Origin of the sequence: Faecalibacillus intestinalis, from assembly GCF_003024685.1 — a bacterium.
In the GTDB taxonomy this organism is placed as follows: domain Bacteria; phylum Bacillota_I; class Bacilli_A; order Erysipelotrichales; family Coprobacillaceae; genus Faecalibacillus; species Faecalibacillus intestinalis.
The window spans coordinates 1-21,873 of sequence record NZ_PYLQ01000024.1; the positions used below are offsets into that span (position 1 = coordinate 1).

The following is a 21,873-nucleotide window of genomic DNA, read 5'->3' on the forward strand; positions in this document are numbered from 1 at the left end:
TTCAATAATCTGTATTCTCTGGATTTTTTATTTTTAGCATATTTACGCATAATTCTTTTTCGAGTATGATTGAGTTGATCATTTATTAGTCTGGTAACGTGAAAATGGTCAACAAGCAAGGTCGAATTTGGAAAATATGTCTTTAGTAAGGGTTTGAATATAAAGCTCATATCAGTGCATATGTATTCGACCTTTTTTCTTTCTTCCAAATCAATCTTAAATAGATAGTCGGACATGATATCATGAGTTCTGGATTCAACGATATCAATAATCAAATTGTTTTCAAAGTTCATAAGGATTTTATATTTGGAGTTTCTAGAGAAATGAAATTCATCAATCAATAGAACTCTAGGAAGGCTATGTCTTTTAATTCTGACAAAAGTATCAAATATTTCCATGATTCTGGTAGAAGAAACACCAAACATTCTAGCAATGGAAGCATAAGTAGCATTATAAGGTTTTAACCTGTTTAGAATAGAAAAGATAGCTGTTCTAGTAAAAGACCAATCACCATAAGCAATAGGATTTACATCAGAAAAAGAAGCATTACAGTCAATGCATTTATATCTTTTAACATAAGTAATCATCTTTACAGGTGGATAGGTTACACTTTATTGTACAATTCTAAAGAGAACTGTTTATAATAAATAAAAATGAAATGAGGTAACCAAAATGGCAAGAGAAAGAAGAAATTACACTGATGAATTTAAAAAGAAAATTGTTGAATTGTATAATAGTGGAAAACCAAGGGCTGAACTTGTAAGAGAGTATGAGTTAACACCATCAGCTTTATCATCATGGATCAATAAATACAATAATTCAGGTTCATTTAAAGCAGAAGATAACAGAACTCCTGAAGAAAATGAATTAATCAAGCTTCGTAAAGAAAATCAACGATTAAAAAAGGAAAATGATATTTTAAAGCAAGCAGCGCTGATTATGGGACGAAAATAAATGTTATTTTATCCAATTCGTATAAATATCCAATCAGCGCGATGTGTAAATTACTCAATATTTCAAGATCATCTTTATATTACGCTAAAAATAAACCTGCAAAAAAATATAACGCAGAAGAAGAAAAACTAACACAACATATTAAAGAAATATTTAAAAATAGTCGTAATAACTATGGATTTAGAAAAATCAAAGTTGAATTAAAGAAAAAAGGTATTATAGCCAGTAAGCGACGAATTAGACGTATCATGAAGGAAAATACGTACACAGTCAAACAATATAAAGTGCATAAACAGACATGCAATAACGATAAAATAGATAACAAGTTAAAACGAAATTTCAATCAAGAAGAAAGAATGAAAGTAATTGTAAGTGATTTAACTTATGTCAATGTTGCAGGAAAATGGAACTACATATGTTTAATGTTAGATCTATATAACAGGGAAATTGTAGGCTATGCAGCAGGAAAACATAAGGATGCTGATTTGGTTAGAAAAGCAATAACTACAATAAAATATGATTTAAATAAAATTGAAATATTTCATACAGACAGAGGAAATGAATTTAAAAATAATATTATAGATGAAGTACTAGATACTTTTAAAATAGATAGGTCACTTAGCGCTAAAGGATGTCCATATGATCATGCAGTAGCAGAAGCAACCTATAAGATAATAAAAACAGAATTTGCATTTAATAGAATATTTAATGATTTTGAAGAATTAGAAAGAGAATTGTTTGATTATGTAAATTGGTATAACAATATTAGAATTCATGGTTCACTAGAATATAAGACACCTATTGAATATCGTTCAAATGATCAGAAATAGAGTCAGGGATCCTGTTTAAGAGGTTCAAAGGTTGAAAATATTGAGAGAATTTAAAATTTTGTTTAGAAAAAGATTCAATAGAATCAATTAAATGTGTTATACTTTGCATGATGAAATATCCTTTCGTTAGATTTTGGTTGACGCTTAAAAGTATATCTTAGTAATCATTTTATTGTTTATGTAGATAAATTGGAAGGTAGTGTATTTACGCTATTTAATATAGATTTTTGACACTATCAAAATAAAAAGGAAAGTGTTATATGAAAAATCATGTAAAAGTGAAGATTGATGTAATCTTAAATAATAGTTTATTTAAGATTACAATGATTGTTCTATGTTGTTTGATATTGTCTACTTCTATTATTAGAACGGATAATTTTATAAATTGTATGTTTAATGGGTTAGTCATTTTTGCTTTATTAATAAATATCTATCATTTACCAATAGTAAATGATTATATAAAGAAGTACAAAAAGAAATGTGGATTTATAATATTATTAATAGCATGCATTGTTTTTGGTTTTTGGTATTATTTTCAAATTGGTGGATTAGTAGGTTTTACGATCATTTGTATTTCCTTTTATTTGATTATATGGGGTATATTAAATACTTATAAAATTAAAGAATTGTTTTACATGTTGTTAAATCTTATATAGATCTAACAATTTTTTTATATGTTGGTGTACATAATTTTCTATGTGCAACTCATTTATGTTTTGTTATAATAGAAGCTAAGGTGGTGATTTTATGCCAGTTGGCGTTTTAACAAATGTATGTGCTGTTTTTATAGGCACTTTTATTGGAGGGCTTATTAAAAAAGTTTTACCTAAACATTTAATGGAAGAACTACCAAAGGTTTTTGGGATTTGTTCAGTAACAATTGGATTAATGTCAGTCATTCAAGTAAAGACATTACCAATGGTTATTATGGCTATTATTTTAGGTTTTGTTATTGGTGAACTATGTCATTTATATGATCATGTTCATGATATCTTTGCGTTTTTATTAGATAAACTACCTTTTCATATGGAAGGTAATCAAGAAGAATATATGCATCTTTATTTATTAGTTGTTTTGATGTTTTCAATGTCTGGAATGGGATTATTTGGAGCTCTTACAGAAGGAATGTCAGGTGATGCATCTGTTTTAATTTCTAAATCGGTTTTAGATTTTTTTACAGCTGTTTTATTTGGAGCTGCTTTAGGTTACGCACAAAGTTTAATATGTGTTCCACAATTACTTATTTTACTTGCATGTTTCTTTCTAGCAAAAGCAATCTTACCATTTGTAAGTGCAACAATGATTGCTGATTTTAAGGCTTGTGGTGGTGTCATTACAATGATTACAGGGTTAACTGTTTCTAAAATATTAGATGTAAGAGCGATGAATCTTGTTCCTGCACTTATTTTAGTCATGCCTTTTGTTGGTCTTTATGCCATGATTTAGGAGAAAATCATGTTAAAACAAGTAACGATACAAGATTTAGAATTACTTTATCATATAGAAACAACCTGTTTTCCTATACAAGAGGCAGCAAGTTACCAATCATTAAAAGAAAGATTAACAGTTTATCATGAAGGATTTGAAATTTTTTATATTGATCATCAAGCAATCGGTTATATTGGTGGTCTAAGAAATAATGAATGTAATCTACCAGATAGTATGTACGAAAATGCTTTTTTACATCAAGAAAATGGAAAATATCAAATGATTTTTTCAGTCTGCATTTTACCTGAATATAGAGGACATGGTTATGCTAGAGAAATGGTAAAGGAATATGTAGAGAAAAGAAAAAATGATGTAGACGGATTTATTTTGACATGTAAAGATCATCTTATTCCTTTTTATGAAAGTTGTGGTTTTAAATTTGTAAAAGTTTCAGCATCTACTCATGGAAATGCTAAATGGAATGATATGGTAATTGATTGTCGTGGAGAAATATAATATTTCTCTTTTTTTGTACTATTTGTCCAATGACGAAAAGGTTATTTAGGAATAGAATAAGAATATAGAATAAAGGGGAATGAATATGGATCAAATATATAGAGAATATAGTGAAAAATATAAACATATATTGCATTATGCAGGAATCATGAAAAAAGAAAATGTTCTTTTTGAAAATCAAGAAATAATTGTTTTAAAGGATGTTAAAGATTATCAAGATTTTGATTATAGTTATTTTGAAAATTGTGAAATAGAAAAGAGTTGTATTTATCATAAAATTACATATGCTTTAGCTGTTTTAAAAAAAGTAGAAAATGGGATAATTGTTGATCAAATGAAAACTGTAGGTTGGTTAAATACGGTCTTGGATCAACATTATTCCGCATATAAAACAGACCTTTGGTATTTACATAAAGGTAATTGGGATAAGTGCTATTTAGAAGAACATTATGATTTTTTATCAGCGATAGAGGTCTATTTTTATTTATTTGGCAAAGAGGAAACATTTCGATTATTAGAAGATAAAAATCAAGAGATGGAACATTCTTTAAAAATAATAGAAGAATTAATTAAACAATATCAAAAGGAATGTCAAGACGATCAATATGCTTTATTAAAACACTTTTTAGTATTGATTTTTAGTCAACAGTTAGAAAAAATAGAAGTAGAACATAAGGAAATTGTTTTCCAATTATTAAAAGAAATCATCGAATTAAAATCAATTGTATTACCTTTATTATTATTGTGTGATTTTTATCAAAAAGATTTTGATGAAGAATGGGCTACTATCTCTAAAGAAGTTGATCGTAATTATTTAAAAGAACAAATAGCCTATATACCTTTTACTGAAAGTGAAGATTATTTAGATTTAAATATTACAGATGTTTTAGTTTATAAAGATAAAATAGAAAAAATACCAGTGGGGTTAATGAAATATTTCAATAATTTGAAAGAAGTATATGATGATTTAAAAGAAAAACTATCATTTAATCAATCTCTTTTAGAAGTAGAAAGAATAATTTTATTAATGGAAAAAGACTACCAACTTTATCCTTTTGAATCATTCGTTAGTGAATTAAAGATTCATTATTCAAAAGAATATTTTATTTTAATGAAATTATTAGAAATAGTTATGAAGGATTGTCAAGAAGCAAAATTAGGAAGAGAAACAGTTAAATTAACTTTATCATTGATGATGAATCAAAAACTAAGATTAAAAATATTTGGTTTTTAAATAGGGAATACTTTGTGCTACAATAAAAGTAGTAGGAGGTATTTTTATGGAAAAAAGATACTATAGTGAATACAGTCAATGTTTAGATAGAAATATGGATTTTATCGTTTATGGACATAGTGGTGTGCCACTTCTTGTATTTCCATCACAAGATGGTCATCCTCAAGATTATGAAAATTTTGGAATGGTCGATGTGATCAAAGATAAAATAGAAAATGGTTATGTACAATTGTTTTGTGTCGGAAGCATTGATGAAGAAAGTTATTCTGATGAAATGGGAGACAAAGCACGTCGTAGTTATTTATTAGAACAATTTTATTACTATATTTGTGATGAAATAGTGCCTAGAATAAAAGAAATTAATGGTACAGGAAAGATGATTTATACGACAGGATGTTCTTTAGGAGCAACACATGCAACAAATATGATGCTTCGAAGACCTGATTTATTTATGGGTTGTGTTGCTTTAAGTGGATATTATGATACTGATCTTTTCTTTGGACAATATGTTGATGAAAATATTTATAATAATAGTCCTTTAAAGTACTTAAATGGGATGTCAAGAAATCATCCTTATGTTGATTTATACAATCAAAGACATATTATTCTTTGTTGTGGACAAGGTGCATGGGAAGATGAAATGGTTAAATCAACAGGATTAATGAAAGAAACATTTGATCGTTTAAGTGTCAATGCATGGTGTGACTTTTGGGGAAGCGATGTCAACCATGATTGGCCTTGGTGGCGTAAACAATTACCCTATTTTTTAGGACATATTTTATAAAGGGGGAAATCGAAATATGAATTTAGTCTTTATTTCACCAAATTTTCCAACATATTATTGGAATTTTTGTAAATCACTTAGAGAAAGAGGTGTTACAGTTTTAGGGGTTGGAGATGCACCTTATGATGATTTAGTAAATGAAACAAAGGAAAGCTTAGTAGAATATTATCGTGTAAATAATCTTCAAAATTATGATGAAGTTTATCGTGCAATGGGATTTTTTATTGGGAAATATGGACGCATTGATTATATTGAATCACAAAATGAATTTTGGCTTGAATTAGAAGCTCAGTTAAGAGAAGATTTTAATATTCATCATGGGTTGAGACCAAAAAAATTAGAAGTGATGAAATTTAAATCAAAAATGAAAGATGTTTATAAGAAAGCAAATGTTCCAACAGCAAGATATAAAGTATTTAAAGATGATCAAGAACTTTTAGATTTTTGTAAAGAAGTTGGTTTTCCAATTGTTGTAAAACCAGATAATGGTGTGGGTGCTTCTTTTACATATAAATTAAAAAATAACAAACAAGTTAAGGAATTTTTAAAGAATTGGGATCGAAATATTAGCTTTATTGCAGAAGAATATATTGATGGTCTTGTAGAAACTTTTGATGGTATTACTGATAGTCAAGGAAATATTTTGATTTGTACAAGTCATGTGATGATGGAATCTATTATGGATACGGTCAATGAAGGTGGAGATACTGCTTTTTATGGACAAATTGTTGAAGGTAGTGATATTAAAGAAGTAGGAAGTCGTGTTGTTAAAGCATTTGACGCTAAACAAAAATTCTTCCATTTTGAATTCTTTAGATTAGGTAAAGATAAAGCGGGTTTAGGAAAAAAAGGAGATCTTGTTGGTTTAGAAGTCAATATGAGAGCACCTGGAGCCTATATTCCAGATATGATGAATTATTCATATAACGCAAATGTCTATGATATCTTTGCGGATATGTTGATTTATGATCGTTGTTTTATTGAACCTAAACAACAATATTGTATTGGATATGCTGGAAGAAGAGATGGTTTAAAATATAAACATCATAGTCAACAAATACGTATGAAATTTAAAGATCAACTTATTTCTCATGAAATTGTACCTGATGCATTAGCAGCGGCAATGGGAAATCAGGTTTATTTATTAAGAGCAAAAAATGAAAAAGAAATTCAAGAAATGATTAAATATGTATTAGAAAAAAAGGATTCGTTTTGAATCCTTTTTTATAGTTCATGAACAATTAATAAATATTTCATAAACTCATTATTATGTTATAATAAACATACCAAGGAGGTCATCGTTATGAAAAAAAAGTTTCTAGCATGCATGCTTATCATGATGCTTACAATAACAGGTTGTTCAAGTAAATCAATAACACAAACATTATTTGTTGAAAAAAATAATAAATATGCTTTATGTACATTAGAAGGAGATTTAAAAACAAAGTTTATTTATTCTTCTTATAAAAAGGTAGAAAATGAAGGATACGTGGTTGTTCATGATAAAAAATATGAATACATTTCAACAGATGGTAAAAAATTAATTAAATATAAAAAAGGAACAACATTATCCGTTGTTGAAAATATGATTGTTGCTAAAGATGCTAAAGGCAAGTATACAATTTATGATCAACAAGGGAAGGAATTATATAAAGATAGTAAAAAGGTAAAAATTTATATGTATGATTTACCTGTTATCTATAAGAATAAAAAATATTCTGTTTTAAATAGTGAAGGTGAAGTTGTAACTACTTCTAAAAAAGCAATCAATTATGCTGGAATTTATCATGATTCATTTATTACAGTAGCATATAAAGATAAAACTGTACTTTTTGATACTTCTTCAAATAGTCAAATTGATGAAGAAGGATTAACTATTAAATTAAAAGGGCAATATAAAATTGTCGCTAATGATTATAAAAAAGGTTTTGTTTTATATGATCAACAACAAATAAACTTAGCGTATGTTTCTTTAAAAGGAAAGGTTAAATTTGAAAAGAATATAGAAGTTGATTCTGTAAAATTCAAAGATTCATCACTTATTTTAAAAAATGAGGATGGTATAAGATTGTTATCTTTAGATGGTAAAAAGGATGTTGTAGCGACAAGTTATTATAAAGATGTAAATAATTATTTATCTAAAAATGCAAGTTATATTTATGGTCCACATAAATTTACTAAAGATGGTAAAGAAAAAGATGTTAAAGGTATCCAGTTAAATCCTAATGTTGCTTCGGTACACGGTCATATTTTCCCAGTATATGTTCAAAATAAAGGATATCAATATTATGGTTTTAATGGTAAAGAAGCAATTAAAACAATTTATAAAGATGCTCAAGATTTTGATCAATATGGAGTGGCGGTTGTTTCTAAAGATGGTGAAAAGTATTATTTAATGAATTCTAAAGGAGAAAAACAATCTAAAAATTATGTAAAGATTGAATCTATTGGAGAAGGATATTATGCAGCCTATGAAACAAATAGTAAGTATGAAATTATTAATACTGAAGGAAAAATAGATATTCATGATTATTTCATGGGTGAAAGTCAAGCTTTTGAATTTGATGGTAAAGTTTATGCTTTATTAAATAAAAGTGGAACAACATATTTATATGATATGGAAAAAGGTGAATCTGTATTTTCTCTTGAAGGAGAATATCAATTATATAATGGTAAGTATTTAAGAAAGAAAAATCATAAAGCATATTATGATTTGGAAGGAAATTTAATTTATAAGGGGTAATCTATGGAATATTATATTGTATTATTAGTTTTCTATGCAATTACACTTATCTTTTTAAGATTAGTGTTTGCTGAAATTGAAGGTAGACAAGCAAGAAAGATGTCAAATGTACGTTATTTTTTAAGATACCATTCAAAGTTTGTTTATCGTAATCAGTTTTCAATTATTTTTGTAGCATTTCTTTGTTATATGATTGTTTCTGTGGAAAAAGCATTTTCTACAATGTGGTTTTTACAATTGTTAGGTTTTATTGCGGTAGGAGTTATTAGTGATGCTCTTTCACAAATTGTTTATTATTATTATATTAATTTTCGTTTTAAAAAGGATATTGTTGAAAGTGAAGAATTAAAAAATGAAATAGAACAAGCTGTTTTAAATCAAGGCGAAGAGCTCATGCAACAAACAATTCCTAGTTATGAACCACATAGAATAATTGAAGATTATTTAAATGAAGAAAATCATTTAGCTGTTATATCAGTAGATGGTGGAAATTTTACTTCACAATTTGAAAAATTACCACCAATTACGTATTCTGTAGAATTAAATCCAACAAAAGCAAGAGAAACCTTAGAAGAAAAAGGTGTCAAAGTAACAACTTTTACTTCACAAGGGAAAATGCCTTTTAAAGATGAAAAATTAGATGTTGTTGTTAATGAGTTATCTAATTATGATAAATTTGAAATGTATCGTATTTTAAAACCAGGTGGTTATTTAGTTGTTGATCAATTAGGAAGTGACAATTATAAAGAAATTATTAATATGTTTATTCCGTTTAAATTAAAAGGACAATGGAATAAAGAAGCTTGTCAGTTAACTCTTACAGAGATAGGATTTGATATTGTTGATAGTTATGAAGATGTAGGACATATTCGTTTTCATTCTTTATCAGCAGTTCTTGCTTTTATGAAGAGTATTTCTCCTGAAAGAGTGGAAAAATATGAGCAATTTATGAACTTCTATGCCGATGTATTAAAGAAAATCAAAAAGAACCAATTTTATGAAATTACTACTCATAAATTTATGGTAATAGCAAGAAAAAATGATATGAAACAGGAAAATTAAAAAAATTTCCTGTTTTTTTAATTTATAAATTAAAAAAATGTAGTATATATCGACTAAATTTGATTTGAATATGTAAACGCTTTATTTTTTTAGAAAATCTCTAGAAATTCTAAAAATATGATGCTATAATTGTATCATAGAAATTTTTAAGGAGGAGTCATATAATGGCAAAAGAATTATCTTTCGTAGTATCTGATCCAGTTGGATTACATGCTAGACCAGCTACTATCTTAGTAAACCAAGCTAGCAAATTCACTAGCAATATTAAATTAGTTTATAATGATAAAGAAGTAAACTTAAAATCTATCATGGGAGTTATGTCTTTAGGTGTTCCTACTAAAGCTACAGTTACTATCGTAGCTGAAGGTGATGACGAAGAAGATGTAATTGCTTCAATTGCTAAAGTAATCAAAGAACAAAAAGTTGCTGAATAATAGCATTAATGAAAAGGGAATCAACATGATTCCCTTTTTTTATGCTATAATGAATTCAGAGGTGTAAATCATGGCTAAGAAGTTTAAAACAAATGCGCTTAGAATGTTGGATAAAGCAAAGATTGCTTATTCGATAAAGGAATATGAATATGATGAAGATCATTTAGATGGAAGACATGTAGCAAGTCAGGTAGATATGGTGCCAGAAGCTATTTTTAAAACACTTGTTTTACATGATAACCATAATGAATATCTTGTATGTTGTGTTCCTGTTTTAGAAGAAATTGATTTAAAAAAGCTTGCTAAATTAGCAGGTAGAAAAAACGTAGAAATGATCCATCAAAAGGACTTATTACCTGTAACAGGTTATATGCGAGGAGGATGTTCTCCAGTAGGAATGAAAAAACAATTTCCAACGTATATGGATGAAAGTATTTTAAATGTCGATGAAGTTGCTTTTTCAGCAGGAAAGCGTGGTTTTCAAATGATTGTTAGGGTTCAAGATATTTTGGCATACTTAAATGTCGAAATGGGAGATATTATACGAAAATAATTTGAAAACGGTTACATTTTTCTATGGTTTTTGACAAAGAGCTTTGATATACTTATATTAAGAGGTGGTAAAAATGAATTATAACGAAAAGTATCAAAAATGGGTTAGTAAAGAAGATTTGGATCCTGCTTTAAAAGCAGAATTATTATCAATGGATGAAACTGCAAAGGAAGATGCATTTTATACAGATGTTGAATTCGGAACAGCAGGGATGAGAGGTATCTTAGGTGCAGGTACAAATAGATTAAATATCTATGTTATTCAAAAAGCAAATGTTGGTTTTGCTAAATACATTGCATCTTTACCAGAAGGTAAAGAAAGAGGTGTAGCTATTGGATATGATAATAGACATATGTCTTATAAATTTGCGATTGAATCAGCAAAAGTATTAGCAACATATGGTATTAAATCATATATCTTTGAATCATTACGTCCAACACCAGAATTATCATTTGCAGTGCGTTATTTAAAATGTGCTGGTGGTATCATGATTACAGCAAGTCATAATCCAAAAGAACATAATGGATATAAAGTATATGATGATACAGGATGCCAATTATTACCAGAAGCAGCTGATCAAGTTGTACAATATGTAAATGAAGTAGAAGATGAATTAAATATTAAAGTGTTCTCTGATGAAGAAGCTTATCCATATATGACATGGATTGGTGAAGAAGTAGATGAAGCTTATTATAAAGAAGTTATGGCAATTGAAGTTAATCCAGGAATGGATAAAAGTGATTTTAAAATTGTTTTCTCTCCACAACATGGAACATCAAATATTGCAGTTAGAACATGTCTAACAAGACTTGGATATGATCTTGTACCAGTTTTAGCTCAATGTGCACCAGATCCAGATTTCTCTAATACAAAATCTCCAAATCCTGAAGTACCAGCTTCTTATGAATTAGCGATTAAAAAAGCAAAAGAAGTTGATGCTGATGTAGTAGTTATTACTGATCCAGATGGTGATAGATTAGGTGTTGTTGCTAAACATAATGGTGAATATGTTTTAATGTCAGGTAACCAATCTGCAGCTGTTTATTTGGAATATATTTTAAGCCAAATGAAAGAAAAAGGAACATTACCTGATAATGCAGTTATGTATAATACAATCGTAACTTCTGATTTAGGTGAATTAGTAGCTAGAAGTTATGGTGTTGATGTAGAAAAAACATTAACTGGATTTAAATTTATTGGTGATAAGATTCGTAAATATGAACAAACTCATGAAAAAACATTTGTATTTGGTTATGAAGAATCTTATGGATGTGTTATTAAAGATTTCGTTAGAGATAAAGATGCAGTGCAAGCTGTTTTAACTGCTGCAGAAGCAGGTAACTTCTATAAAAAACAAGGTAAAGATTTAGTTGATGTTTTAAATGAATTATATGCTAAACATGGTACATTTAAAGAAACTCAAATTGCTTTATCTAAAGCAGGAGCTGCAGGAGCTGCACGTATTAAAGAAATCATGGATAATTTAAGAAAAGATGCACCTCAAGAAATTGGTGGTGTTAAAGTTGTAAAAGTTGAAGACTATGGAAATAGTACTTGTTCTGATGGAACAACTATTCAATTACCAAAATCTAACGTATTAAAATATTACTTAGAAGATGGCTCATGGATTGCAGCAAGACCATCAGGTACAGAACCTAAATGTAAATTCTATTTCTCAATCAAAGGCAGCGATGCTGATGATGCCGCTAGTAAAACGGAAGTATTCCATAAAGCAATGATGGAAATTATTGGTGAATAGAAAATGAAAGAAAAGCAATTCATAAAAAATGAATTGCTTTTTTTATAAAAATGCTAATTAAGTTTATAATTAATTTAGTAGAAGCACTTATTGTTTCTTATTCTTTAAGTCGATTATGTCATGTTAAAAAACAAAAACTCTATTTTGTTTTGAATACATTAATGACTTTTTCTATAGAAATAATAAGTGACTATTTTGATGCGAATTATGCACCATTAGCCATTGCTTATATTATATGTTGGAATATTTTATTATTATTTTTTACTCGAAAAGAATATATATATAATTTATTTATGTGTATATTTAATGAACTCTTAATTACCTTGAGTGCATTGTTACCCTTGATGTTTATAAGTCATTATTATCTATTATTAGCGGCCGTAGAAGCTAAAATCTATCATTTATTATTATCTGTTCTTTTTATAAGATATCAAAAAAGATATCGTTATTTTATTAATAAATATTGGGTTTTAGTGATGATGAATTTGACAGCTTGTTTATTGATTTTAAATTTACAGGGTAGAATAATCATGGAAGGCAGTTATACATTTAAAACAATTATGACTATTTTCTTGTGTATATTTGTTGTTTTTTTATCATTAACATTTTTTGCTTTTTTAGAAGAATCTAATAATGAAAAAGAAAAAGTTACAAAACAGTTAGAAGAACGTAAATATCAAAATATTACATATGATATGATGAAAAGGACAAAAGAAGAACTCTATCGTTTAGAACATTCATTAACTTATTATATGTTATCTATAAAAAAATATTTAGAGACACAAAATCAAGATGAAGTATATAAAATCATTGATTCGTATATTGAACGCGTATCTAATGTGAATATTGTCATTTATACAGGAAATGATTTATTTGATTTATCACTTACAACGCATTTGAGTCAAATGTCATCTAAAGTCAATATGTGTATTATGATTAGTAAAGATGAATTTTATAATCATATTCAATTTATTGAATTTGTTTTATCATTGTTAGATTTGATTGAATCAAAAGATGTAAGTTTATTAATAAAAGAAGATGGTTTTGTTAAACTTATACAAATAAGTGCAGAATATGATTTTATTGATGAAAATCAAGTAAAAGAGATTGTGAACCGTGATTATGAATTTGATTGTCATTATCAAATGATAACGGATCAAAATCTGCATCTATTAAAAATAAAAATAATTGAACATTTTGAATAAATAAGTGTTATAATTTTTGAGTATTAAAGAGAGGATGGAGATTATGTACGCTAAAAATACTTGGGAAAAGTATAAAGATCAATTAAATGAAGTATTTGATTATAATGAAGGTTATAAACATTATATTTCAAAAAATAAAACTGAACGTGCCTGTGTTAAAGATTCTATTAAATTAGCTGAAGAAAAAGGTTTTAAACCATTAGAATCATTTGATACCTTAAAATCAGGGGACAAGGTTTATGTAACAAATAGAGGAAAAAATATTGCTTTATTTATTATTGGTAAAAAACCTCTTACTGAAGGTATGAGAATTTTAGGGGCTCATATTGATTCACCAAGAATGGATTTAAAACAAAATCCTTTATATGAATCAGAAGGTTTTACTTTAGCTGATACACATTATTATGGTGGAATTAAAAAATACCAATGGGTAACAATTCCTTTATCTTTATATGGTGTTGTTTGTAAAAAAGATGGAACTGTTGTTGATGTTGTCATTGGTGAAGATGAAAATGATCCAGTTGTAGGAATTAGTGATTTATTAATTCATTTATCTGCAGATCAATTAGATAAAAAAGCAGCTAAAGTTATTGAAGGAGAAAACTTAGATGTTACTTTAGGAAATATGCCATTATTTGGTGAAGAAAAAGATGCTGTTAAAGCGAATGTTTTAAAATTATTAAAAGAAAAATATGATATTGAAGAAGAAGATTTCGTATCTGCTGAAATTGAAGTTGTACCAAGTGGTAAAGCAAGAGACTATGGTTTGGATCGTTCAATGGTTGCAGGATATGGTCATGATGATCGTGTTTGTGCTTATACTTCACTTACAGCTATTTTAGATAGTAATGTCAGTGAATATACAAGTTGTGCTATTTTAGTAGATAAAGAAGAAATTGGTTCAGTAGGAGCTACTGGAGCGCATTCATTATTCTTTGAAAATACAGTTGCAGAATTATTATTAAAAATGGGAATTGATAGTTTTGTACAAACAAGACTTACAATGTCTCGTTCAAAAATGTTATCAAGTGATGTTTCAGCTGGTGTTGATCCATTATTTGTAAATGTTAATGATAAAAAAAATGCAGCATATCTTGGAAATGGTATTGTTTTTAATAAATATACTGGTTCAAGAGGTAAAAGTGGAAGTAACGATGCTTCTGCAGAATATGTAGCACAAGTGCGTGCAGTGATGGATAATGCTAATATTCACTATCAAACCGCTGAACTTGGACGTGTTGACCAAGGTGGAGGCGGAACAATCGCTTATATCTTAGGTAATTATAATATGGATGTTATTGATGCTGGAATTGCTGTTTTAAATATGCATGCACCAATGGAAATTGTAAGTAAAGTAGATGTTTATGAAACATATCAAGCTTACAAAGTTTTCTTAAAAGATGCTTAAAAAATACTTCATTTTGAAGTATTTTTTATTATCTATTTTTTCGTCAATATGATATGATGATTGTATTGTTAGAAAAGGTAGGTTTTTATGAAAGAAAGAGAACAATTTAAATCAAGAATTGGATTTATTCTGCTTTCTGCAGGATGTGCAATAGGTATAGGAAATGTTTGGAGATTTCCTTATGTTGTAGGAGAAAATGGTGGAGGAATATTTGTTTTATTTTATCTTATTTTTCTTCTTTTAATTGGAGTACCTATTTTAAGTATGGAATTTTCTGTTGGAAGGGCAAGTAAAAAAAGTCCTGTAAAATCTTTTAAAGTATTAGAAAAAACAAATCAAAAATGGCATTTACATGGTTATATGTCTTTACTAGGAAATATTTGTTTAATGATTTTTTATACGACAGTTTCAGGATGGATGTTAAAATATTTTTATAATTTTTTAACAGGTCAATTTAATGGATTATCAACAGCAGATGTTCAAAATGTTTTTTCACAAGTTTTAGCTAGTCCTTCAACAAATGTTTTTTGGATGATTGTTGTAGTTGCTTTAGGTATGTTTATTTGTTCTAAGGGACTTCAAAATGGAGTAGAACGTATTACTAAAGTTATGATGATAGGTTTATTAGGATTAATTGTTGTATTAGCAATTCATGGTGTTTTATTAGATGGTGGTATGGCAGGTGTTAAGTTTTATTTATATCCTGATTTTCAAAAGATTTCTGAAATTGGTTTAATGAATGTCATTGTTTCAGCAATGAATCAAGCATTTTTTACACTAAGTATTGGAATTGGATCAATGGCTATTTTTGGAAGTTATTTAAATAAAGAACAAACGCTTTTAAAAGAAGCAACGAATGTTGCAGTACTAGATACTTTTGTAGCTATTATGGCTGGATTAATTATTTTTCCTGCATGTTTTTCATTTGGTATTAATCCAGATAGTGGGCCTAGTTTAATTTTTATTACTTTACCTAATGTATTTGTTTCGATGGCTGGAGGACAAATATGGGGTGCTTTATTTTTCTTATTTATGTCTTTTGCTTCACTCTCTACTGTAATAGCAGTATTTGAAAATATTATTGCATGTACAATGGAATTATTAAATATAGAAAGAAAAAAAGCGGTTGTTATTAATTTTATAGTGATTAGTATTTTATCATTACCTTGTGCATTAGGATTTAATGTTTTAAGTGGTATTCAACCATTAGGAACAGGTTCTACAATTTTAGATTTAGAAGACCTTATTGTTAGTCAGTTCTTATTACCGTTAGGATCACTTGTTTATTTATTATTCTGTACTTCTAAATATGGTTGGGGATTTGAAAACTATCAAAAAGAAGCAAACATAGGTAAAGGATTAAAAGTTCCACATTGGGTTAAATTTTATGTTACAATAATCTTACCAATCATTGTTATTTTTGTTTTTATAAATGGAATTATATAGGAGTTTAAAATGAAAGTAAGACTTGCATGTGTTGATGACTTAAATGAAATTATGGAATTATATCATCTTGTTAGTGATATGATGGAAGATAGTGCATATGATATAGGCTGGCGTAAAGAAGTTTATCCAACCAAAGAAATTGTTCTTTTAGATATAGAACAACAAACACTTTACGTTTTAGAAAAAAATGAAAAAATTATTGGTGCAATTGTTTTAAATCATGAATATGAAGAATGTTATCAAAATATTTATTGGCAAATTTATGCTGAAGATGAAGAAGTAACAATTATACATCGCTTTTGTATTCATCCAGATTATAGAGGATGTGGAAAATATTTATTAAAACAAATTATAAAAATAGCAAAAAAAGATGGACAAAAATCCATCCGTTTAGATGTATTATCATCTAATAAGCCAGCTATTTGTCTTTATGAAAAATGTAGTTTTTTATTACAAGGTCATCAAATAATGGATTATGGAAAACCAGTTATTGCAAGTTTATATGAAAAGATCATTTAAAAAGGTTGTCAATTGACAACCTGTTTTTTTATTCGAATTCATTTTGATTAAAATCTTCAGATGTTTTTGAATACTTAAATCTCATAACTGCTTTATTATTGACAATTGTACCACTTGGTATAGATTTAATAATAAAAGTATTTCCTCCAATAACAGATCCTTCACCCACAACAGTATCTCCGCCTAATACACTAGCATTAGAATAAATTGTAACATTATCTTCAATTGTAGGATGTCTTTTTACATTCTTTAAACTTTGTCCACCATGAGTAGAAAGAGCTCCTAAAGTAACCCCTTGATAAATTTGAACATGTTCACCAATAACAGTAGTTTCACCGATAACAATACCAGTTCCATGATCAATCATTAAATATTTACCAAGTGTTGCTCCTGGATGTATATCAATTCCTGTTAAACTATGCGCATGTTCTGTCATAATACGAGGGATTAGTGGAATATTCAATTTATATAATTCATGAGCAATACGATTGACCATAATTGCATAATATCCTGGATAAGAAAGTACGATTTCTGAAATAGAAATAGCGGCTGGATCGCCATCAAATGTTGCTTGTGCATCTGTAGCAAGGTATTCTCTTATTTGGGGAATTGTCTTCAAAAAAGCTAATGTTTTATCTCTTGCTTCCTCTTCTTTACAAGCATCTTTACAGTTTTCACAATAGTCAAAGGCAAGTAAGATTTGATTTTTTAAATCATTATAAATGATTTGAATTTGATCACCTAAATAATATTTAACATAATCACTTTTAAGACCTTTTCTTCCAAAGAAGCCAGGGAAAATAATATCTTGTAAACGTTCAAGAATATCAATGATAATTGTTTTATCAGGCTGTCTAATTGTATCGACCTTAGAAATATCATTGTGTTTTTGATAACTTTCAACAATATCATCAATAACAGTATCTAACTTCATAATTAACCTCCATTTTTATTATAAATATAGTATCAAAAAATAGGATTATGTTCAAATTATTGAATAATAAAATATAAAAATGTATACAATCTTTATTGACAAAGAAGAAATGATAGTATATAGTTAAATCATACTAAATCCATAGGAATAAGGAGAAGTAAATATGAGCAAAGTAAAAAACAGTTTTTTAGACCTAGTAGGGAATACACCAATAGTAAGAGTAAACAACTTAATCAAGAAAGATGATTTGAAAGCGGATGTTCTAGCAAAGCTAGAATACTTTAATCCCGCAGGATCAGTCAAAGACAGAATCGCCAAAGAAATGATCCTAGAAGCACTAGAAAAAGGATTGATCAATGAAAATACAACATTGATTGAACCAACAAGTGGAAATACAGGAATTGGACTATCAGCCGTAGCAACAGCATTGAATCTAAAGATCATTATTACAATGCCAGAAACAATGTCAGTAGAAAGAAGAAATCTTATGAAAGCTTATGGAGCTGAATTAGTCTTAACACCAGGAAGTGAAGGAATGAAAGGAGCAATCGCCAAAGCAAAAGAATTGGCATCACAAATCGAAAACAGCTTCATTCCAGGACAGTTTGAAAATCCAGCGAATCCAACAGCACACTATAAAACAACAGGACCAGAAATCTATGAACAAACAGAAGGAAAAGTAGATATCTTTGTAGCCGGAGTAGGAACAGGAGGAACAATTTCAGGGATTGGGAAATACTTGAAAGAAAAGAATCCAGAAGTAAAAGTAGTGGCAGTAGAACCAGCAAGCTCACCAGTATTATCAACAGGGAAAGGTGGAGCACATAAGATCCAAGGGATCGGGGCAGGATTTGTACCAGAGACATTGGATACAAAGATCTATGATGAAATCATTACAGTAGAAAATGAAGATGCATTTGCGACAGGGAAAGAAATGACAAAGACAGAAGGAATCTTAGTAGGGATATCATCAGGAGCAGCATTATATGCAGCTAAAGAACTAGCCAAGAGAGAAGAAAATGCAGGGAAGACAATTGTCGTCTTATTACCAGATGGTGGAGATCGTTATTTATCAACACCTTTAATTCAAGATTAGATAGGGGAATTTGAATGATTGAAGAATTAAGACATAATTTCCGTAATGGACGAATGTGTAAATAGTTTTATTTATTCATAAAACAATATATAATATTTATACAAAAGAAAGATGAGGAAATTAAAATGGCAGTAACTAAAAGAGAAGATAGAAAATTTAAATTTGAAACATTACAATTACATGTAGGACAAGAACAACCAGATCCAGCAACAGATGCAAGAGCAGTACCTATTTACCAAACTACTTCATATGTGTTTAAAAATAGTGCACATGCTGCAGCTCGTTTTGAATTAGCAGATGCTGGAAATATCTATGGACGTTTAACAAACTCTACACAAGGTGTATTTGAAGATCGTATTGCCGCTTTAGAAGGTGGGGTAGCAGGTTTAGCTGTTGCTTCTGGAGCAGCTGCAATCGCTTATACTATTCAAGCTTTAGCAGGACAAGGTGAACATATCGTTGCTCAAAAAACTATTTATGGGGGAACTTCTAACTTATTAGCACATACATTTACTCAATATGGAATTACAACTACTTTCGTAGATGCTCATAATTTACAAGAAGTTGAAGATGCAATTCAAAAAAACACAAAAGCAATTTATTTAGAAACTTTAGGAAATCCTAATAGTGATATTCCTGATATCGATGCAATTAGTGCAATCGCTAAAAAACATGGATTACCAGTTGTTGTTGATAATACATTTGGTACACCATATCTATTTAGACCAATTGAACATGGTGCTGATATCGTTGTTCATAGTGCTACTAAATTTATTGGTGGTCATGGTACAAGCTTAGGTGGTGTCATCGTTGATGGTGGTACTTATGATTGGGCTAAAAGTGGACATTATCCATGGATCAGTGAACCTAACCCAAGTTATCATGGAGTGAAATTTACTGAAGCTGCAGGACCAGCTGCTTTCGTTACTTATATTAGAGCAATCTTATTAAGAGATACAGGAGCTACAATTTCTCCATTCAATGCATTCTTATTATTACAAGGTACAGAAACATTATCTTTAAGAATTGATCGTCATAATGAAAATACTAAAAAAGTTGTTGAGTTCTTACAACAACATCCAGCAGTAGAAAAAGTAAATCATCCTTCATTACCAGATCATCCAGATCATGCTTTATATGAAAAATATTTCCCAAATGGTGGAGGATCAATCTTTACTTTCAATATTAAAGGTGGCGTAGAAGAAGCTCATAAATTTATTGATAATTTACAAGTATTCTCTTTACTTGCTAATGTCGCTGATGTTAAATCATTAGTTATCCATCCAGCAACAACTACACATTCACAATTAACAGAAGAAGAATTAGCTGATGTTGGAATTCAACCTAATACAATTCGTTTATCAATTGGTACAGAACATATTGATGATATCTTATTTGATTTAAAAGAAGCTTTAGATCAAATTTAAAAACTTGGCAAATGCCAAGTTTTTTTTATTCTGTTTCAGTTGTTGAATCTGAATTTGTATTTTCATTTGATGAAGAATCATCGGTTGTATTTTGTGATGAATCATTTTCATCGCTGTTTGTTGTATTATCACTTGATGTACTTTCTTCATTTTTAGATGAAGAAGATTCTTTTTGTTGGATTTCCTTTTTTGTAGATGTTGACTTGTCTGATTTTATTCTATTTTGTTGATCTACTTGTTTTTCTAATTGATTAATTTGTTTTTGTTGATCTTGATAATGTTCATATGCAAAATACCCACCAACTCCTGCACCAATAATTAAAAGTAAAATAAGTAACGTGATAAAGAAAGTAGAAACTTTAGAACGTCCATTTTTTTTCTTTTTCACTTTTGTTTTTGTCTTCTTTCTTGTTACCTTTTTTGTTTTAGGTCTTTTTTTATTTTTACTTTTTGTATAGGAATAATCAGTATTATCATAATATTCTTTTTCTAAATCATCCTGTTGATTATCGTTTTCATCTATATTTTCTTCTTCATCGTTGAATTTAAATCTTTCAGCCATAATTATCACCTCGCTATCATTTTATATATCAATATGAATTGAATTTGAACTTTTTATGTGAATTATTTGAAAATATTTGACTTTAGATATGAATTTTGTTTTTATAAATAGAGAAAGTGAGGATAAAAGATGGATAATTTGGAGTATTTAAAAGAAGTAGAGAAGAGTATTCAAAAAAAATATAAGAAAAAATTATGGAGACCTTTTTGTAAGGCTATTAATCAATATGAATTAGTAAAACCTGGAGATAAAATTGCTGTATGTATTTCTGGTGGAAAAGATTCTATGTTGATGGCTAAACTCTTTCAAGAATTAAAAAGACATAATAAATTTGAATTTGAACTTGTTTTTATGGTGATGGATCCTGGGTATAATCAATTAAACAGACAAATGATTATTGATAATTCGAAAAAATTAAATATTCCAATTCAAATATTTGATTCACAAATATTTGATTCTGTTTTTAATATAGAAAAATCTCCTTGTTATTTATGTGCGAGAATGAGAAGGGGACATTTATATGCGAAGGCAAAGGAATTAGGATGTAATAAGATTGCTTTGGGACATCACTATGATGATGTTATTGAAACTATTTTAATGGGTATGCTTTATGGAGCACAAATTCAAACAATGATGCCTAAACTTCATAGTTTGAATTTTGAAGAAATGGAACTTATTAGACCGATGTATCTTATTCGTGAAGATGATATTAAGGCATGGAGAGATGAACATGAATTAACATTTTTACAATGTGCATGTAAATTTACTGAAGAAAATCAAGATGCTCATGATGAAGAAAATGCTTCTAAACGTTTAGAAATTAAACAATTAATTAAGGATTTAAAGAAAGTAAATCCTTTTGTTGAAGGAAATATTTTTAAAAGTGTAGAAAATGTCAATTTAAAAACAATTATGGCTTATAAAGATGATGAGGGAAAACATCTGTTTTTAGAACATTATGATGATTAATCGTGTAGAA

At 28.4% G+C, this 21,873-nt stretch carries 22 protein-coding genes; 19 read left to right on the forward strand and 3 right to left on the reverse strand.

The window, feature by feature from the left end:
• Positions 1-587, reverse strand: a 587-nt coding sequence (locus C7U54_RS12485) for a transposase (protein ID WP_146137639.1), incomplete at its 3' end; no start/stop codon positions are given.
• Between the two features lie 85 nt (positions 588-672).
• Here C7U54_RS12485 and C7U54_RS12490 point away from each other — a divergent pair.
• The 16 genes from C7U54_RS12490 to C7U54_RS12565 all read left to right on the forward strand — a co-directional run bounded on the left by C7U54_RS12490 (position 673) and on the right by C7U54_RS12565 (position 16,875).
• Positions 673-1,784 (forward strand): IS3 family transposase gene (locus tag C7U54_RS12490; protein WP_107030509.1). Its coding sequence is split into 2 segments (ribosomal slippage): positions 673-919 and positions 919-1,784, totalling 1,113 coding nucleotides; the frame shifts between segments, so codons are not numbered across the junction.
• 260 nt (positions 1,785-2,044) lie between these two features.
• Positions 2,045-2,440 (forward strand): hypothetical protein, encoded by a 396-nt coding sequence (locus C7U54_RS12495; protein WP_107030510.1) that lies wholly within the window; start codon positions 2,045-2,047, stop codon positions 2,438-2,440.
• 91 nt (positions 2,441-2,531) lie between these two features.
• Complete coding sequence (locus tag C7U54_RS12500; protein WP_107030511.1) at positions 2,532-3,230, forward strand: DUF554 domain-containing protein; 699 nt, start codon at positions 2,532-2,534, stop codon at positions 3,228-3,230.
• A gap of 9 nt (positions 3,231-3,239) precedes the next feature.
• Complete coding sequence (locus tag C7U54_RS12505; protein WP_022001394.1) at positions 3,240-3,728, forward strand: GNAT family N-acetyltransferase; 489 nt, start codon at positions 3,240-3,242, stop codon at positions 3,726-3,728.
• 85 nt (positions 3,729-3,813) lie between these two features.
• Positions 3,814-4,962 carry a hypothetical protein gene (locus tag C7U54_RS12510; protein ID WP_022001395.1) on the forward strand — a complete coding sequence of 383 codons (1,149 nt, stop codon included), beginning with the start codon at positions 3,814-3,816 and terminating at the stop codon, positions 4,960-4,962.
• Positions 4,963-5,008: 46 nt separating this feature from the next.
• Entirely contained in the window at positions 5,009-5,746 is a 738-nt protein-coding gene (locus C7U54_RS12515) for an esterase family protein (protein WP_107030512.1), read from the forward strand.
• Positions 5,747-5,762: 16 nt separating this feature from the next.
• Entirely contained in the window at positions 5,763-6,962 is a 1,200-nt protein-coding gene (locus tag C7U54_RS12520) for an ATP-grasp domain-containing protein (RefSeq protein ID WP_022001397.1), read from the forward strand.
• 87 nt (positions 6,963-7,049) lie between these two features.
• Positions 7,050-8,489: a hypothetical protein gene (locus C7U54_RS12525; protein WP_022001398.1), complete on the forward strand. Its 1,440-nt coding sequence runs from the start codon at positions 7,050-7,052 to the stop codon at positions 8,487-8,489.
• Between the two features lie 3 nt (positions 8,490-8,492).
• Positions 8,493-9,551: a class I SAM-dependent methyltransferase gene (locus tag C7U54_RS12530; protein WP_022001399.1), complete on the forward strand. Its 1,059-nt coding sequence runs from the start codon at positions 8,493-8,495 to the stop codon at positions 9,549-9,551.
• A gap of 164 nt (positions 9,552-9,715) precedes the next feature.
• Positions 9,716-9,985 carry a phosphocarrier protein HPr gene (locus C7U54_RS12535; RefSeq protein WP_022001400.1) on the forward strand — a complete coding sequence of 90 codons (270 nt, stop codon included), beginning with the start codon at positions 9,716-9,718 and terminating at the stop codon, positions 9,983-9,985.
• A gap of 70 nt (positions 9,986-10,055) precedes the next feature.
• A complete protein-coding gene (gene ybaK, locus C7U54_RS12540) occupies positions 10,056-10,538 on the forward strand; it encodes a Cys-tRNA(Pro) deacylase (protein WP_107030513.1) in 483 nt (160 codons plus the stop codon).
• A 73-nt stretch (positions 10,539-10,611) separates the two neighbouring features.
• Positions 10,612-12,297 (forward strand): phospho-sugar mutase, encoded by a 1,686-nt coding sequence (locus tag C7U54_RS12545; protein ID WP_032089915.1) that lies wholly within the window; start codon positions 10,612-10,614, stop codon positions 12,295-12,297.
• Between the two features lie 50 nt (positions 12,298-12,347).
• Positions 12,348-13,502: a hypothetical protein gene (locus C7U54_RS12550; RefSeq protein WP_107030514.1), complete on the forward strand. Its 1,155-nt coding sequence runs from the start codon at positions 12,348-12,350 to the stop codon at positions 13,500-13,502.
• A gap of 43 nt (positions 13,503-13,545) precedes the next feature.
• Entirely contained in the window at positions 13,546-14,910 is a 1,365-nt protein-coding gene (locus C7U54_RS12555) for an aminopeptidase (protein WP_107030515.1), read from the forward strand.
• A gap of 87 nt (positions 14,911-14,997) precedes the next feature.
• Positions 14,998-16,356, forward strand: a complete 1,359-nt coding sequence (locus C7U54_RS12560) for a sodium-dependent transporter (protein ID WP_107030516.1) — start codon at positions 14,998-15,000, stop codon at positions 16,354-16,356.
• A gap of 9 nt (positions 16,357-16,365) precedes the next feature.
• Positions 16,366-16,875, forward strand: coding sequence for a GNAT family N-acetyltransferase (locus tag C7U54_RS12565; RefSeq protein WP_107030517.1), 510 nt, complete (start codon positions 16,366-16,368; stop codon positions 16,873-16,875).
• Positions 16,876-16,903: 28 nt separating this feature from the next.
• On the opposite strand, the gene C7U54_RS12570 is transcribed toward C7U54_RS12565, so the two are convergent.
• On the reverse strand, positions 16,904-17,809 hold the full coding sequence (locus C7U54_RS12570; RefSeq protein ID WP_022001767.1) for a serine O-acetyltransferase: 906 nt from the start codon (positions 17,807-17,809) through the stop codon (positions 16,904-16,906).
• A 163-nt stretch (positions 17,810-17,972) separates the two neighbouring features.
• Here C7U54_RS12570 and cysK point away from each other — a divergent pair, with 163 nt between their 5' ends.
• Entirely contained in the window at positions 17,973-18,905 is a 933-nt protein-coding gene (gene cysK / locus C7U54_RS12575) for a cysteine synthase A (RefSeq protein WP_107030518.1), read from the forward strand.
• Positions 18,906-19,030: 125 nt separating this feature from the next.
• Positions 19,031-20,332 carry an O-acetylhomoserine aminocarboxypropyltransferase/cysteine synthase family protein gene (locus C7U54_RS12580; RefSeq protein ID WP_107030519.1) on the forward strand — a complete coding sequence of 434 codons (1,302 nt, stop codon included), beginning with the start codon at positions 19,031-19,033 and terminating at the stop codon, positions 20,330-20,332.
• Between the two features lie 25 nt (positions 20,333-20,357).
• On the opposite strand, the gene C7U54_RS12585 is transcribed toward C7U54_RS12580, so the two are convergent.
• Positions 20,358-20,894 (reverse strand): hypothetical protein, encoded by a 537-nt coding sequence (locus C7U54_RS12585; protein WP_107030520.1) that lies wholly within the window; start codon positions 20,892-20,894, stop codon positions 20,358-20,360.
• A 129-nt stretch (positions 20,895-21,023) separates the two neighbouring features.
• Between C7U54_RS12585 and C7U54_RS12590 the strand changes: the two genes are divergently transcribed.
• Positions 21,024-21,863, forward strand: a complete 840-nt coding sequence (locus C7U54_RS12590) for a tRNA 2-thiocytidine biosynthesis TtcA family protein (protein ID WP_107030521.1) — start codon at positions 21,024-21,026, stop codon at positions 21,861-21,863.
• Positions 21,864-21,873 lie beyond the last annotated feature (10 nt).

Coding starts and splice junctions, on each gene's coding strand:
- C7U54_RS12570 (WP_022001767.1), bottom strand. CDS start 17,809: ATGAAGTTAGATACTGTTATTGATGATATTGTTGAAAGTTATCAAAAA.
- C7U54_RS12520 (WP_022001397.1), top strand. CDS start 5,763: ATGAATTTAGTCTTTATTTCACCAAATTTTCCAACATATTATTGGAAT.
- C7U54_RS12545 (WP_032089915.1), top strand. CDS start 10,612: ATGAATTATAACGAAAAGTATCAAAAATGGGTTAGTAAAGAAGATTTG.
- C7U54_RS12560 (WP_107030516.1), top strand. CDS start 14,998: ATGAAAGAAAGAGAACAATTTAAATCAAGAATTGGATTTATTCTGCTT.
- C7U54_RS12550 (WP_107030514.1), top strand. CDS start 12,348: ATGCTAATTAAGTTTATAATTAATTTAGTAGAAGCACTTATTGTTTCT.
- C7U54_RS12580 (WP_107030519.1), top strand. CDS start 19,031: ATGGCAGTAACTAAAAGAGAAGATAGAAAATTTAAATTTGAAACATTA.
- ybaK (WP_107030513.1), top strand. CDS start 10,056: ATGGCTAAGAAGTTTAAAACAAATGCGCTTAGAATGTTGGATAAAGCA.
- cysK (WP_107030518.1), top strand. CDS start 17,973: ATGAGCAAAGTAAAAAACAGTTTTTTAGACCTAGTAGGGAATACACCA.
- C7U54_RS12530 (WP_022001399.1), top strand. CDS start 8,493: ATGGAATATTATATTGTATTATTAGTTTTCTATGCAATTACACTTATC.
- C7U54_RS12525 (WP_022001398.1), top strand. CDS start 7,050: ATGAAAAAAAAGTTTCTAGCATGCATGCTTATCATGATGCTTACAATA.
- C7U54_RS12555 (WP_107030515.1), top strand. CDS start 13,546: ATGTACGCTAAAAATACTTGGGAAAAGTATAAAGATCAATTAAATGAA.
- C7U54_RS12515 (WP_107030512.1), top strand. CDS start 5,009: ATGGAAAAAAGATACTATAGTGAATACAGTCAATGTTTAGATAGAAAT.
- C7U54_RS12510 (WP_022001395.1), top strand. CDS start 3,814: ATGGATCAAATATATAGAGAATATAGTGAAAAATATAAACATATATTG.
- C7U54_RS12505 (WP_022001394.1), top strand. CDS start 3,240: ATGTTAAAACAAGTAACGATACAAGATTTAGAATTACTTTATCATATA.
- C7U54_RS12590 (WP_107030521.1), top strand. CDS start 21,024: ATGGATAATTTGGAGTATTTAAAAGAAGTAGAGAAGAGTATTCAAAAA.
- C7U54_RS12495 (WP_107030510.1), top strand. CDS start 2,045: ATGAAAAATCATGTAAAAGTGAAGATTGATGTAATCTTAAATAATAGT.
- C7U54_RS12535 (WP_022001400.1), top strand. CDS start 9,716: ATGGCAAAAGAATTATCTTTCGTAGTATCTGATCCAGTTGGATTACAT.
- C7U54_RS12565 (WP_107030517.1), top strand. CDS start 16,366: ATGAAAGTAAGACTTGCATGTGTTGATGACTTAAATGAAATTATGGAA.
- C7U54_RS12585 (WP_107030520.1), bottom strand. CDS start 20,894: ATGGCTGAAAGATTTAAATTCAACGATGAAGAAGAAAATATAGATGAA.
- C7U54_RS12500 (WP_107030511.1), top strand. CDS start 2,532: ATGCCAGTTGGCGTTTTAACAAATGTATGTGCTGTTTTTATAGGCACT.